The organism is Sporocytophaga myxococcoides (assembly GCF_000775915.1).
Lineage (GTDB): Bacteria > Bacteroidota > Bacteroidia > Cytophagales > Cytophagaceae > Sporocytophaga > Sporocytophaga myxococcoides_A.
This window is the reverse complement of record NZ_BBLT01000008.1, coordinates 257,690-272,083: the sequence shown is the minus strand read 5'-3', so window position 1 is coordinate 272,083 and position 14,394 is coordinate 257,690. Positions and strand designations below refer to the sequence as shown.

Sequence of the window (14,394 nt, the reverse complement as noted above, 5' to 3'; positions counted from 1 at the left end):
AGACTTAAAAAAGTTAAAAAATGAAGCTTTCTAAGATGATAATTTCAACGGTGTGGATAACTTTTCCAAGTTGAACTTCTCGAAAGTAATCATATTAAAAATTTGAATTTTACTCATAAAAAAAGCTGCTATTTGCATAGCAGCTCGCTGTAAAATTGAATTATAGAAATAATTTAATATCAATCTCAGATCTTATCTTTTTATAAATTTTCTTGTCTCAACAGAGCCATCAGGCAATGTCAACAATAATAAATAATTTCCAGCTCCTAAATCAGCCAGATCTAAAATTGATTCATTAAAAAATGACTTCATTAATTTTCCATCATTAGAATAAACCTTTCCCACAAACTGCGTTACTCCTTTTGGCATATTTATCTGAATGAATGAACTTGCTGGATTAGGACCTACTGAAAGCTCCTCTGTATGTCTATTTCTTGTTGCTGCTACAGCAGGACAAGAAATTTCAGCTTCAAAACCGTTATTCATAAACGCAAATGAGTTAGAAGAATTTAACTGTATAGTCAAAGGCTTACCTGGCCCTGAAGCTGTAAACGTTTTTTTATTGTCTTCAGAAAAATCATCCGTTATCTCTTCCAGAAGTTTTGAAGATGAACCTCCATCACCATCGTAAATCTTTAAATCATCAAAGATCCCAAGGCTTACATTGTTTAAAATAACCACAACAAGCTTATCAGGACTTTCAGGATAAATAGTTATACTTCCATCTGTAGGAACTTCATAACTATCACCAGGTCCCCCATTATCATAAACCAGTCCTTTGCATGTATGAACAACTTTATTACCAGTTACCGGTAGTAATAAAGCTTTTGCTATACTATTATCGACTTTAAAAGAATCTACCAAAATACTTTCTCCTTTCAGAGATAACTTCCCTTCCGGATCTAATTGAAGAAATATATAATAGGTTCCGTTTTGAGCAAAACCATGTTCAGAAGGAATAAATGAACCTGCATATGGGTCAAACATATAGCTAGCTACATCAGTGAATGTACCTGCAGCTAGTTGTACAGAGGCATTTTTAATATCTTTCGTAGTACCTGCTTTTACAATCCAATCAAGGTTTGGAATAGTTCTTAATTCTCCATCAGATTCAGCTTTAAATTCAAAACTAAACTTATTATCTGCATTATTAGCTTCCGGAGTCAGCTCCCAGTCTTCTATGGATGCAGAAACAGTAGGTTCTACAACGTAAATACTATCTATCGAAAAATTATTCGTTTCATCTGACTCAGGGAATAGATTATCATAATCCATTACTGTGAAAAAATAATATTTCCCAACAGGAACGTCCAATGGAATCTGCAATACCCCTTCATTGATGTATGTAAATGTTCCTTTGTAGATAGAAGTATAAACATCTTCATAAACCTTCAGGTCATTTGCATCAAGGATTTTATCCTTGGAAATAAAATAGCTCATCGTATAAGGACCGGTAGGAGTTTCTGAAGCATTTTGAGGAGATGATTCCGTTCCAAGATTTACTCCCTTCGACACAGTATCCAAGGGAATTCCGGACCCCTCGCTAAGATAAAAATCATATGAAGGATATTCATCTAAACACTCAATAGTGAAATCCAGGCCAGATGCTTCATATCCAGTTTTAAATCTTAAAGTAATGGCCCCATTTACAGGTGAACCGTAGAACACATCGTTAAGACCGGAGTTTGATACCAGAAAACTTTCAAAAGTCATAGACTTTGCACTGGTATTATCGCCGAAATATATTTCAAGCTCAGAAAAATAAGCTGTGTAATCATTTAGCGTAAGTTTGACAAACTTACCATTTTCAGGAAGTATGGTCACTATACCTTCAGAGTCGGGAGTATAATTTCCATCACTCCCACCATCGTCATATAAATGACCAGAACATGTGGTAATAGTAGTACTCCCGGAAGTCGGAAATTTAAATGTTTGAGCGGCCACATCAGGATTAAAAAAAATGGAACCGACAAGGATTAAGGATGCTAATTGTTTAGATAAAAGTTTTTTCATAGAAAATAAATTGACAAAAATTAAAATTTCAATAAAGATAGTAGATTATTGGAATTACTTATGACTCAGAAAATGATCATTCAATATTATTTTTTTCACCATTAAAAACGAGATCTCTTCCCCTTTCAGCTTATTTTTTCTTAACATTTCTCCTAACCCCTTGTTTAAACATAATAATCTTCCCTTAGACGACGTGAATTTAACATATAAATATTTTTATTATATATCTATACTACTTTGGCTTTTTGTGATACATCAAAGCATTGCACAAAAGCAACAACCTCCCAAAGGAATCCTTATTACAACTATTCCTAACAAGAATTATAAAGCAGGATTTGCGAAAAGAATACTTCTCGGAACTCATTACAGAAAAGAATGGACTACACCTATTCAGGTAAAAGTATTCAAAGCCGATACTGCTTATGGTGGCCTTACGCCAATCAAACAAGGCGGCAGCAGACAGACAACCAATCTCCACCTCAAGGATTCAATTGGACGACAATATGTAATAAGGTCAATTAACAAAACCCCGACGCGTGTTCTTGAAGATGAGTTGCAAAAAACAGTCATTGCAAAAATTCTGCAAGATCAGGCCTCATCAGAAAACCCTTACGGACAACTCGTAATTCCTCCCCTTGCAAGGGCTGCAAAGGTCTTTTATACAAATCCTAAGCTCATCTATATCCCTTATGATTCTTCTCTAGGCATATATGCACCTACGTTTGCAAATATGCTTGCATTTATAGAAGAGCGTCCTGATGAAGACATGTCTCACCTTGCCAGTTCAGGAAATTCAAAGAACGTGGTGAGCACCAGAAAAATGTTTGAAAAAAAATTTAAAGACAATGACAATATTGTTGACTACAGATTATTTGCCAGAACCAGACTATTTGATATGCTTATCGGCGACTGGGGGAGACACGATGACCAGTGGAGATGGGCAACATATGACTATGGCAAAGGAACATTATTCAAACCTATACCAAGAGACAGGGACCACGTATTTTATAAAGCAGACGGAATTATTCCCTATATAGGCAGCCGGAAATGGGCAATACGTAATAATGAAAATTTCTCTTATAAATACAAAGACATTGTAGGTCTTAACATGAGTGCAAAATCATTGGACAGGCCATTGCTTGCGCCTTTAACCAAACAAGACTGGCTTGATATAGCAGACAGCCTTAAAGCAGAATTAACAGACCAGGTAATAGAAGATGCAGTTAAACATATGCCTGAAAATATTTATCCTCTCCATGGAAGTGAGATTATCTCAAAGTTAAAATCACGTAGAGATAAACTTGGAAAGGCTGCTTCAAAATATTACAAATTACTCTCAAAAGATATTGATGTAACAGGCTCATCAAAAAAAGAGACCTTTATTGTCAACAGACTGGAAGACCATAATACAGAAGTTACTGTATTGAACAGCGATTCAGACACTATATTTCACAGGCTTGTATTCGGAAAGGAAACAAGAGAAATCAGGCTATATGGACTAGGAGGAGATGATATATTTAACATCACAGGAAAGCGTAGAGGACATTCTCAAGTGAGGGTTATTAAAGACGAACAAGCAAAAGAACTTAATGACACCACCAATAATGCAAGTTTCTTCAATCAATATGCATATGTCTCCGGAAACCTGGGAAATCAGTTAATGAATAATACTAAGATCATTTTTATGAGATCGGATGCACGCAACTCGGATTCAACTTCATACGACCGATCAGATTATCACTACAATTTAACCACCATCAGACCCTCATTTCAATACAACGTAGATGATGGAATTTTTCTGGGGATTGGTGTCTTGAGGAAATCATTTGGATTCCGAAAATATCCTTATGCCTCATATCAATCAGGAACCATCAACTATTCAACCCGAACACAGGCTTTTTCGATCAACTATTTCGGTGATTTCAAGAAAGTAGCAGGAAAGTGGAATCTCATGTTGGATGCACTGATCTTCGGCCCTAAGTATGCTCTTAACTACTTCGGAATGGGTAATGAAACAGAGATTCCGGCAGACACCTCTATAGATTACTTCAGGGTAAGAGCCCATAACTTCAGGTTTTCACCGCTGTTTTATAAAAATTTAAATACCAGAATGATATTTGGAATAGGCCCACAATTTCAATATGTGAAAATTGAGGACACCCCAGATCGCTTCATATCAACACCGGAAGCAGAAACAACACCTAGTGATTTTGATAATAACAATTATCTGGGGGTAAAATTATTCTATCAATATAATACCCTTGATAATAATATCTTTCCAAAAAAAGGAATAAGGTTCAATACTCAAATTACCTATTATAAAGAGATAAGCAGGACTCAGCAATTTGTAAACATAGCTCCGGACATTTCATTTTTCTATACCCCAAAATTTATGAGGTTTACCACTTTCGCCACAAGAATCGGTGGAGGCACTAATATTGGATCATTTAAATTTTTCCAGTCCAATACCCTGGGAGGAACTACAAATCTGAGAGGGTATAGAAGAACCCGTTTTTACGGACGATCAAGTTTCTATCAAAATATTGAAGCCAGAATAAAATTAGCTGATGTTAATTTTTACCTTTTTCCAGGTAAAGTTGGGCTGATTGTATTTTTCGATTATGGCCGTGTATGGGCTGATAATGAAAAGTCCCGTGAACTTCATTATGGATATGGACCTGGACTTTTCCTTCAGATACATAACAGATTAGCAGTTACTGGAACTTATGGTTTAGGTGCAGACAAAAGCTATTTTAACCTTCAATTAGGATTTTTATTTTAAAAAGTTGCATTATTTACAAAAATACCTATTTACGGGATTGAAAAATACTATAATAAATTAGAATATTGCAACGTTATAAGATAAAATCAAGTAAAAGAGGCAATTAACCTTCTAAATTTTTCAATTATGGCTAAAATGTTAATGGAGCTCAAAAGTCACAAAGAAAATTACCTGACAATAAATAATGATGCTTCAGACCTCGGAATTTTGGAATTCTATGGAAATCATAATGATTTAACAAAGCCTTACTATATTCAGATCAGGTCGGTTAAAAATCCTGTTATAAAAGGAGAATTTATTAAAAATGATAATCATGCAGAGACAGAAGCAAAAGTTTATCTCTATTTTGATGAATTTACTTTTGGCAAAATATGGACCATCGTAAGCAGTAGTTCCTCTATTTTTTTAGACCTTTCCGTAAGTGAAAGTGAGCATTTCAGGTTTGACAGACATGGAGAACTTATATATACAAAAAAATATACTTTCAAAGAAGCCTCAATAAAACTGAATTCATTTCATCAAAAAGAGTGGGTATATTAAAAAAACAATTCACTGATAGTAATAATACAATAAAGTAAAGAGACGACACCCTAATAGCTTATTTTTTAAAAACAATTTTCCAGTCATCTTTAATACTTATAACATTCCATCCATTAGCGGCAGCAGCCTGTAGAGAAGCATTATCCTTTTCCTGATAGCTGAATTCTCTTGCAGCATCATTGTGATTTATCAGGAGCTGAAAAGATGGTCCTTTTCTTTCATCTGAATATGTAAGCATCGCAATATCTCCTCCTGATCTTTCGTTTCCAGCGATAAACACAGGGACTTTCCCTATATGATAGCAGATATTGACAGGCTTTTCTTCCTTATCATTAAAGCTCTGTATTACCGTATCTCTCCATAAAGTATGCTTCCCATCCACTTTCTTAAAATCCATTTTGAGTGTACTACCTATGACCTGCTGAACAGGGATTCCATACATATCATCTGAAAAAGCCCTGATAAATTCTACATTACCTCCTGAGCAGATCCAGGTTTCAAAACCTTTACCTTTAAGAAATGCCATAAGCTCCAGCATGGGTTGATAACCTAATTCAGTATAAGGTACATTGAACTTTGGATGCTTCTCCGACTTTAGAAAGGTTGTAATATCTTTTTCAAACGTGCCCTCCGTTTTATTGCCATATGCCGCTACTGCCAATTGCAAGATTCCTTTGTGGTTATTCTTTTCAAAGAAACCAGTATCTTTTTCCATCACTGCTTTAAAGGGTTCTTTGTTTTTCAAAGATGGATCTTTGGCAACCATTGCTTTTACAGTCTTTAGTAAGAATATCCCCTCAACCAGTGGCTGCTCCGGCCACAATGTTCCATCATTGTCAAATACAGCTATGCGATCTTCAGGTTCAACGTAATCATTGCTCCCTTCTCTGGTCACCTTTTCCACAAACAAAAGGATAGCCTTTTTATTCATTCCCTCTTTCCATGAAGGCAGTGGATCAACATTTTTCAGATAATTTACAGAAGAAAATAAAATTGCAATGATTAATGAAAGAAGCAATGGCAAAGCCCTTTTTAACACTAAATTCATTTGTAATTATTTCTGGTAACCTTTATTATTTATTTCATTCCTGCTTTTTCCCAAAACAATTCACCTAATGAAACACAGATATACTTTTTGCTTTAAGCTTTAAGCATTTAGCTTTAAACTCTAACAATGCACCTAAACCCTATATGACATGCTCCTGAATCAATCATTTGAGGAGAGCGGGCTGCAGGCCTGAAACGAAAACAATAATTTGGAGCACAAAGATGACTTCCTCCTTTAAGGACCTTTCTGGGAATTTTTATATCTGGCTGGTGAGGGTCTAAACTTGCATCTTTTTCTCCTCCTCTGGGATTGGATGGGATACAACAAGTCTTTGCCTTATCTACCTTATGCCTTGAGATGAACCAGTCCTGTGTCCATTCCCATACATTACCGCACATATCATGCAAACCATATCCATTTGCAGGGTAAATCCCAACAGGAGATGTTCCTTCATAACCGTCAAGATTAAAGTTCTGCCAGGGGAATTCGCCTTGCCAGAAATTGGCCATCATCTTTTTATTAGGAGTCATCTCATCCCCCCACTCAAAGACTTTACCTTCCAATCCACCTCTCGCGGCAAACTCCCATTCTGCTTCTGTGGGAAGTTCTTTACCAATCCATTTAGCATAAGCTTCCACATCTTCCCAGGCCACATGTGTGACAGGATGTTCCCATCTCCCTTCCAAATCACTTTTTGGGCCTTCAGGATGTCTCCAGCTTGCCCCATGGATAAAAGCCCACCAGTTCATGTAATTATTGAGATCAACTCTTTTTTCCGGCTTCTGAAAAACAAGAGAACCAGGATAAAGCATGGCAGGATCAGCTCCGGGATAGTCTTCTCCACTCAGAGGTCTCTCTGCAATTGTAACGTAAGAAGTCTCCTGAACAAATCTTTCAAATTCCTGATTGGTAACGTTGAACTTATCCATCCAGAAACCTTCTACCTGCACTTCATGGGCAGGACTTTCCTCAGGATAGTGTTTATCCGAGCCCATTTTAAACTTCCCACCAGGCACCCATACCATGCAAGGATGTGGTTCATTATTAACCAAATTAGATTTATCAGGGCGAATAGTAATATCTTTCATAGACATGCACAATTGTAAATCAATCTTACAAACATCTGTTAAAAATATATGTTTAAAAGCTAGTGTTGCTCTCTGATCCATTGATATCCATCTTTGCGTGCACGCATCATAGGTCTTCCCAATTCAGTATCAAAACGATATACATTTTCTTTTCCAATCTCCTCCAATAAATCTGTTCTATCCAGTTGATGATAGACAACCTGCCCCACTCCAACCAATTTCAATATACAATGATGTCTTTTGAGGTGTTCATGGTATTCTTTAATAACAGTAACAAAAGTACTTCCTATTTCTTTTCTTCCTCTTAGCCCAATAATTACAACAGAATGTTCTGCTTTATCTGCTTTTGGCAAAAGGTCTTTCAATACATATGCTCCAGCAAAAAAAAGACTACCTGAGGGATGGAGCATTACCACCTCCTTACTTGAAATTTGAGAGGGTGGCTGTATCTCCTTCAAAAAACCATCATCTGCTACTATAAGTGCTTTTAACTTCACTCTATTAGAAGCCTCTACAATATGCAAGAGAAATGTAAGCACCACAGAACCGAGTACAGCATATTGAATAGGAACAGCAAGTGTGGCTATAAAAGTAAAGCTCATAATACACCTGGCCTGAATACTTGTTTCCCATATTGTTAAAATCCCTTCCCTATTAATAGACCAAAAACCTGAAATAATTAAAATGCCGCCTAATGCCGCCATTGGCAAGTGTTCAATAAATCCGCTCATAGTGTATACAAGCAATCCAATCATAATAGCTGAAATAAAGGTAGCCCACCTGGAATAGGCTCCAGCTGATGTCAATACAGAGGTATGACTAACAGAACCTCCTACAGGTATTCCAGTAAAAAATCCGGAAGCTATATTAGCAAGCCCCTCTCCCCTCAAGTCCTTGCTGGAGTCCGGATATTTTCCGTCGGGATTTGGTCTCATATGACCAACGCCTGCTCCTTGTATGAAACCTATAAGAGCAATGGCTAATGATGAAATAAAAACATCCGGAATATTTTCATATTGAGGTAACATTAATGAAGGCAATTCATTAGGAATTTTATTTTCATTCCCAACAAGCCTGATAGGTGAATTTTTCACAAAAAAAGTTATCAGTGAAGCTGCCGTTAAAGAAAAAAACATTGAAAAATTTTTAAGTTTGGTTGTTGCAAGATAAAGAGTCATAATAATTGTCAACATTGCAATTCCCAAGGCATAAAAATTAATTTCTTTATAGTGTAAAATAACATCCAAAGCCTTCAGTACTTTATTACTATGCTTACTTCCATAATAACCTGAAATATCTGCAAACTGACTAAGAACAATTGTTAGTGCTACTGCACTCAAAAATCCTCGCATCACTGAGTTTGAAACAAACCTTATAAGATAGCCAAGTCTAAAAATACCCATCAGAATCTGAATAATACCGGCAAGAATGGTAATCAACACAAGAACGGAAATCTTTTCATCCTGGCTGATACCATGCAATGCTCCCCTTGTAGCTAAAGCCAAAGCCCCCGTAGTTGACACAACCATATATACAGAGCTAGTAGTCCATGATCCAATAAGAGGACCAATGATAGAAGCATACAAACCATGAATAGGATTCATACCAGCCATAGCACCGAGAGCCATACCTTCAGGTAAAGCAGCAATACTTCCTGTAGCAGCCGCAATTATATCCTGAGGAAACTTCAGCCTTTTGCCACCATGATTCTTCTTTTCATTCATTTTTAGGATAAAAAGATTTTATATTTTTAAGTGTGGTATTCCTTTTATAAAAAACATATACCTTGGAAAACTCAGCCGTGTACATAAGCACTATATTGCTATAAAAGAACCAAAGCTGAAAGGATAACAACGAAGCTGTCACACTGGTATCAGTTTCACTACCTACAATTACTATCATGATTTCCCTTCCTATCGCTTGCAATACACCTCCCAGAATTCCTGCAGGAAGGGCTTCCCAAATACTCACAGAATAAGGTGGCATGGATTTGAAAAAAAATGTATAAAGAACAGATATAAAAAAAACTTGTATTAAAACTTTAAATAATTCAATTCCAAAATCATTAACAAAGGAAAATACTGATGAATTGTTCAGATAAGGATGAGGTAATATTCCGTTAATCATTATAAAAATGGCGATCACAAACAAAGAAGATACTGTAGTTTTAACATCATCATAATTTCTTTTGATTGCTTCAATAACTCCAAAACGATCACGGATATCTCCCCATATAAGTTCTATGGAATCTTTCAGCTGTGCAAAATAGTTAACTGTTCCCAATATAAATGTCACAATAGTAACACCAGCAAAAGTCGATTCATTGGAAGGAGGAAAACCTTTCTCTCTTGTCAATAAAAACTTTATTACATCTACAAAATTGGGAGGAAAAAAATCAGCTATTAAAGGGAGAATTACTTCTTTAGTTTTTTGAAAACCGAATGTCTTTAAAGAAATTATGTATATAAATGCCACCAATGGAGCAATTGATAAAGTCTGGTAAAATGCCAGACCAGTAGCAAGATTTGTACCTTTATCCTTAACCCACTCCTTGTAAGCTTCAAAAATCAATTTCCCCAGAATGGAAAATTTCCTTACTATTGTAAACAAAATTACCCGGAACATTGATACCCTCCGTTTTCAGACAAAATGCTTCCATCATAAATACTTTTTCTTCTTTTTGTTTCTAATATAGAAGGCTTTCTTTAGAGTAGTGAAAGGAGCAATTTCTTCTGATAAGGGAAAACAATTTGAATATTATAAGTATTATATTAAATTATACCATTACTTCAGATGCTGGATTTCGAGGGAAGTACTATTTTAACCCAGGATATTATTTATGAAAAATTTACAGATAGTTACCAAAAGAATTGAATTAAAATTTGACAAAAACGGAGTTGCAATAACAGATGTAGAATCCATAATTGATGAACTTTCAAAGGAATTCAATATTGTAGACAATTTTCCTTCTGTTACATTCCAGGAAAATTACTTATATGTCACTTTTAAAGCATCGAAGAAAAACGCCAATAAATCAAGTATCGGATTCAACTTTGGCACTAAAGGGAATATTTAAGCCATTCTTTTCCCTGCATGTTTTAAAATATAAAATGATTATTAATTATTCCATTCACTATTTGGCTGATACATGCTCTTCCACTTTATGTACAGCCAGAATAGGTAGTTCAGGATTATATAGGATTTCTTTTGTCTGACTGCGAGAAAATATTTTTTTCAGAAAACTTCTTTCATGTGTTGCCAATACCAGAATATCAGCATTCTTACTTTTAGCATAAGCATTAATACCAGCTTCAATATCATCCCCTTCATTCAGATCAAAACTCATTTTCTTATACGATTGATTGAGGAGTAACTTTTCTAGAGCATATTTTATAAATTCTTCTTCCTCTTTATAATTATGCTTTTTCTGGATACTGAAAAAAGATATATGTGCATCGAACAACTGAGCTAGTTCAATTACAAAAGAAATTCCTTCTGTTTCATTTCCATTAAGATCAGTAGCATAAACTATTTGTTTGATCGGATGATATTCCACATTAGATGGCACAACCAAAACCGGACAGCCAGATTCTTCTGCTACTGTAGCTGTGACGGAGCCCATAAAAATTTTCTTCAAGCCTTCTGCCCCTTCCGTTCCCATAACAATCATGTCAACATTTTCCTTTCTTGCAAAATGTGGTATTTCATCTTCCGGAATTCCATATTTTACAACATAATCGTAAATTACATTATCTCCTTTGGGCAAACCATTGATGATATCCTGTAATCCACGCCTCGCTTCCTCTTCCGCTTCCGTCACAATATCACTGGACAAATAACTTGCAGTACCCGGTTCTATCGGAGTTATGTGATACAGATTTATTAAGATTAGTGATCCTCCAGTAATTTTAACTATTTCATTGGCAAAATTTACTCCTCTGTATGAAACATCAGAGAAATCTACCGGACAAAGAATCTTTTTCATAACCAGACAACTTTTTAATTCCCTTTTTGTATTCACAACAAACAAACACTTAAATATAGTTTTTTTCAACATTGAAAAGACTTTGTATCAGGTTTAACTGAAATCCTGCTGTAGTCTCGTGCAATGGATTTCCATTCATAATAATCAAAAAACTTCCAAGCTCTGAAATTTTATAATCCGCCAGTATAGTATGGCCATCGTAACTTCTGAATATTTTTTTAAAGTTAAGTTCCTCGGGAATATGAAGAGCCTGAAGAATCATTTTTGCCCTACATACTGCCTCTTCAAAATCATCCTCCTCGTGGCCTATAGTTCTCCACAGATGACTTAAGTATTCTGAGGGTTCAGGCAAAGAAGCTATTATTCTGTCTAAATTATCTTCCTCTGTAAAGGGAATATAATTATATAATTGAATTTCAAATGCCATAAATTAAACTTTAGCATATTCTCTTAAAGAGGCCAGCTGCTTGAATAAAGCCTCCTCCTTTTCTGATAAATTTTTAGGTAACTGAACAAGTACCTTTGCATATAGATCACCAAACTTTCCGGTTTCATTATATACAGGCATTCCCAGATTTCTTAATCTTAATACTTTACCACTTTCTGTTCCCTTAGGAATATCCAGTTTAATCATTCCCTTTAAAGTATTTACTTCTGTTTTACCACCCAGTATCAAAGTATACAAATCTACAGGAACATCAACGTACAAATTATCTCCTATGCGTTCATATTTATAATGCTTTACGACCCGTATAGTAATATATAGGTCTCCAGGTTTTCCTCCACCCGCTCCCTGGCCTCCTTTTTCTTTGAGCTTTATAATTTGTTCATCAGCAATTCCTGGTTTTAGTTTTATCCTTAAAGGCTGACCGTTAACATTTACAATTTTTTCTGTTCCTCTATAGGCTTCTTCCAGAGTTATTTCCAGTTCTGCCTGAAAATCGTTCCCTTTGTAAGCTCGGCCCCCGGTAGAGAATCCTCCTTTACTTTTTCCTGATCGGCTGAATATGTTTTCAAAAAAATCAGCAAAACTTTCTGCATCAAAGCCTCCGGAACTGCTATATTCATAAGTGCCACCTCCACCAAAAGGATTATAAGTCCCCCCTCCACCTTGGTTTTTCATTTGCTCATAATACTTCCAATTATCTCCCATCTCATCGTATTGCTTCCTTTTTTCAGGGTCACTAAGAACACTGTTAGCTTCATTTGCTTCCTTAAACCTAGTTTCAGCTTCCTTATCTCCCGGATTTTTATCAGGGTGATATTTCACAGCAAGCTTTTTAAATGCTTTCTTAATCTCATTCTGCGAAGCAGTTTTGGAGACACCAAGTATTTTATAATAATCTTTATACTCCATACGATACAATCCTAACTCATAAACAAGTGTCGAATTAAGCTTGTTCTTTTAGAGCTGAAAGTCGAAAGTAAAAAGTAAAAAGAGAATTCAGGATTATTTTTAAAATAAATATGTTGAAAAGTAGTTGTTACCAAGGGAACTAAAATTCGTATCTAAAAGAAAGGAACCGATCAGGTCTTCTATTCTACATTTTTTTAAAAATGAAATTTAACAAACGACTACTTCTTTCAATACTATTATTATTGACCATCTCATTCTTTCTGCGAGGATGGTTATATAGATCTATTGTTACATATAAATCAATAGGACAAAGACAAAATTATTTACCAAAGGATAAAAAACTTATCTCTTATATTGAAATTAATGTAAAAAGTAATCCCACAACTGACGTTAAGGATATAATAAAAATAGGCCTTTCCACTACAGCAAAACTTTTAAATTATTCAGTTGCTCCAAATACGAATGATCCCAATAAGCTAATATATACCCAAACAGCGCATTGTGTTGGATATTCAGCCTGCTTTTCTACAACCTGTAACTATCTTTTTAAAAAGTATAATCTGGATAAAAATTGGAAAGCCAAACCACAAATAGCCCAGCTTTACCTATTTAAAACAAATGTTCACCAATTTTTTGATACCTTATTTTTAAAAGATCATGACATCGTCATCATTGAGAATCAAAAGACAGGTGAACTTTTTGCAGTCGACCCAACGTTAAACGATTATTTCTATATTGATTTTATTTCCTTCGAAAGAAACTAAAAGTAATTATTCAACAACTCTCATCTTCACACTTTTTGCTTTAAGCTTTCGACTTTTAACTTTGGACTTTCTGCTTTCAGCTTAAAACATCTATAATCTCGTCTGACTCAAAAACATGCTTATCCCCAACTTCATTGGCAATATGAACCATAGCTTCAGCTACTGTATGGGCCTCTATAGCCCTGTATTTTTTCATTTTACCCCGGAATAAAGGCCCTACCAATTTCATTAAAAACTTCCCGGCTTGCTCTCCGGGGCGAGACTCGCTTCTATTTCCAAGGAGGAAAGAGGGACGTAAAAAATAAACTCTGTTCTTTAAAATTCCGGTAAGTGTTTCTTCCATTTCCCCTTTAGTCTTCAGGTAGAAATTGGAGGTATGTGTGCTCGCTCCTATAGAGGAAATAACGATCATCTTCGAAATATCTGTAGCAGATGCAACCTCGGCTATAAGCTTTGGAAATCCAAGATCAACTTTTCTGAAAGCTTCTTTTGTTTTCGCCTTTTTAATAGTGGTACCGAGACAACAAAAAACATGATCGCCTGTCATTTCTGCTTCAAGCAAAGATTTGTTGTTTAATTCTGTGATAATCTCCTTAACTTTTTCACCAGCAAAGCCAGATGAGTGTCTTCCGAAAATTTTTATCGAATCATATCTTTCATCATTTATTAAAATGCCTGTGAGCTCCTTCCCTACTAATCCTGTTGCTCCAAATATCAATGCTGTTTTACCTTTTTGCATATCTTTAAATCTTTTTCAAATATCCCACTTTAACTTTGCAGATAACAATTTGTATAAAAATAAAAAAATAAAAGGTGT

The 14,394-nt window shown here is 35.4% G+C and carries 13 protein-coding genes; 4 read left to right on the top strand and 9 right to left on the bottom strand.

Annotated features, from left to right (window positions below):
- Window positions 1-192: 192 nt before the first annotated feature.
- The gene (locus tag MYP_RS18590) at window positions 193-2,013 is read right to left on the bottom strand and encodes a T9SS type A sorting domain-containing protein (RefSeq protein WP_045466776.1); all 1,821 of its coding nucleotides are present in this window, start codon (window positions 2,011-2,013) and stop codon (window positions 193-195) included.
- Between the two features lie 247 nt (window positions 2,014-2,260).
- Here MYP_RS18590 and MYP_RS18585 point away from each other — a divergent pair, with 247 nt between their 5' ends.
- Both MYP_RS18585 and MYP_RS18580 read left to right on the top strand, forming a co-directional pair.
- Window positions 2,261-4,795 carry a BamA/TamA family outer membrane protein gene (locus MYP_RS18585; RefSeq protein WP_052430342.1) on the top strand — a complete coding sequence of 845 codons (2,535 nt, stop codon included), beginning with the start codon at window positions 2,261-2,263 and terminating at the stop codon, window positions 4,793-4,795.
- Between the two features lie 126 nt (window positions 4,796-4,921).
- Entirely contained in the window at window positions 4,922-5,335 is a 414-nt protein-coding gene (locus MYP_RS18580; RefSeq protein ID WP_045466772.1) for a hypothetical protein, read from the top strand.
- A 58-nt stretch (window positions 5,336-5,393) separates the two neighbouring features.
- On the opposite strand, the gene MYP_RS18575 is transcribed toward MYP_RS18580, so the two are convergent.
- The 4 genes from MYP_RS18575 to MYP_RS18560 form a co-directional block, all read right to left on the bottom strand.
- Window positions 5,394-6,383, bottom strand: a complete 990-nt coding sequence (locus tag MYP_RS18575; protein ID WP_052430341.1) for an HAD family hydrolase — start codon at window positions 6,381-6,383, stop codon at window positions 5,394-5,396.
- Between the two features lie 113 nt (window positions 6,384-6,496).
- Entirely contained in the window at window positions 6,497-7,552 is a 1,056-nt protein-coding gene (locus tag MYP_RS18570; protein ID WP_231570073.1) for a formylglycine-generating enzyme family protein, read from the bottom strand.
- Window positions 7,531-9,195, bottom strand: a complete 1,665-nt coding sequence (locus MYP_RS18565; protein ID WP_045466769.1) for a SulP family inorganic anion transporter — start codon at window positions 9,193-9,195, stop codon at window positions 7,531-7,533. The genes MYP_RS18570 and MYP_RS18565 overlap by 22 nt, the downstream gene beginning before the upstream one ends.
- Window positions 9,188-10,096 (bottom strand): YihY/virulence factor BrkB family protein, encoded by a 909-nt coding sequence (locus MYP_RS18560; protein ID WP_045466766.1) that lies wholly within the window; start codon window positions 10,094-10,096, stop codon window positions 9,188-9,190. The genes MYP_RS18565 and MYP_RS18560 overlap by 8 nt, the downstream gene beginning before the upstream one ends.
- Window positions 10,097-10,310: 214 nt before the next feature.
- Between MYP_RS18560 and MYP_RS18555 the strand changes: the two genes are divergently transcribed.
- Entirely contained in the window at window positions 10,311-10,547 is a 237-nt protein-coding gene (locus MYP_RS18555) for a hypothetical protein (RefSeq protein WP_045466763.1), read from the top strand.
- Window positions 10,548-10,604: 57 nt separating this feature from the next.
- Here MYP_RS18555 and MYP_RS18550 read toward each other — a convergent pair whose 3' ends face one another.
- Genes MYP_RS18550 through MYP_RS18540 form a run of 3 tightly spaced genes read right to left on the bottom strand, consistent with a single transcriptional unit; the run spans window position 10,605 to window position 12,813 of the window.
- A complete protein-coding gene (locus tag MYP_RS18550; RefSeq protein WP_197060125.1) occupies window positions 10,605-11,456 on the bottom strand; it encodes a universal stress protein in 852 nt (283 codons plus the stop codon).
- Window positions 11,457-11,505: 49 nt separating this feature from the next.
- On the bottom strand, window positions 11,506-11,883 hold the full coding sequence (locus MYP_RS18545; protein WP_045466758.1) for a hypothetical protein: 378 nt from the start codon (window positions 11,881-11,883) through the stop codon (window positions 11,506-11,508).
- A gap of 3 nt (window positions 11,884-11,886) precedes the next feature.
- Complete coding sequence (locus tag MYP_RS18540) at window positions 11,887-12,813, bottom strand: DnaJ C-terminal domain-containing protein (protein ID WP_045466756.1); 927 nt, start codon at window positions 12,811-12,813, stop codon at window positions 11,887-11,889.
- Window positions 12,814-13,013: 200 nt separating this feature from the next.
- Between MYP_RS18540 and MYP_RS18535 the strand changes: the two genes are divergently transcribed.
- Window positions 13,014-13,577 carry a hypothetical protein gene (locus tag MYP_RS18535; RefSeq protein ID WP_156140727.1) on the top strand — a complete coding sequence of 188 codons (564 nt, stop codon included), beginning with the start codon at window positions 13,014-13,016 and terminating at the stop codon, window positions 13,575-13,577.
- 76 nt (window positions 13,578-13,653) lie between these two features.
- Here the strand turns inward: MYP_RS18535 and MYP_RS18530 are convergent, their stop codons facing one another.
- A complete protein-coding gene (locus MYP_RS18530) occupies window positions 13,654-14,316 on the bottom strand; it encodes an NAD(P)H-binding protein (protein WP_045466752.1) in 663 nt (220 codons plus the stop codon).
- Window positions 14,317-14,394: the final 78 nt, after the last annotated feature.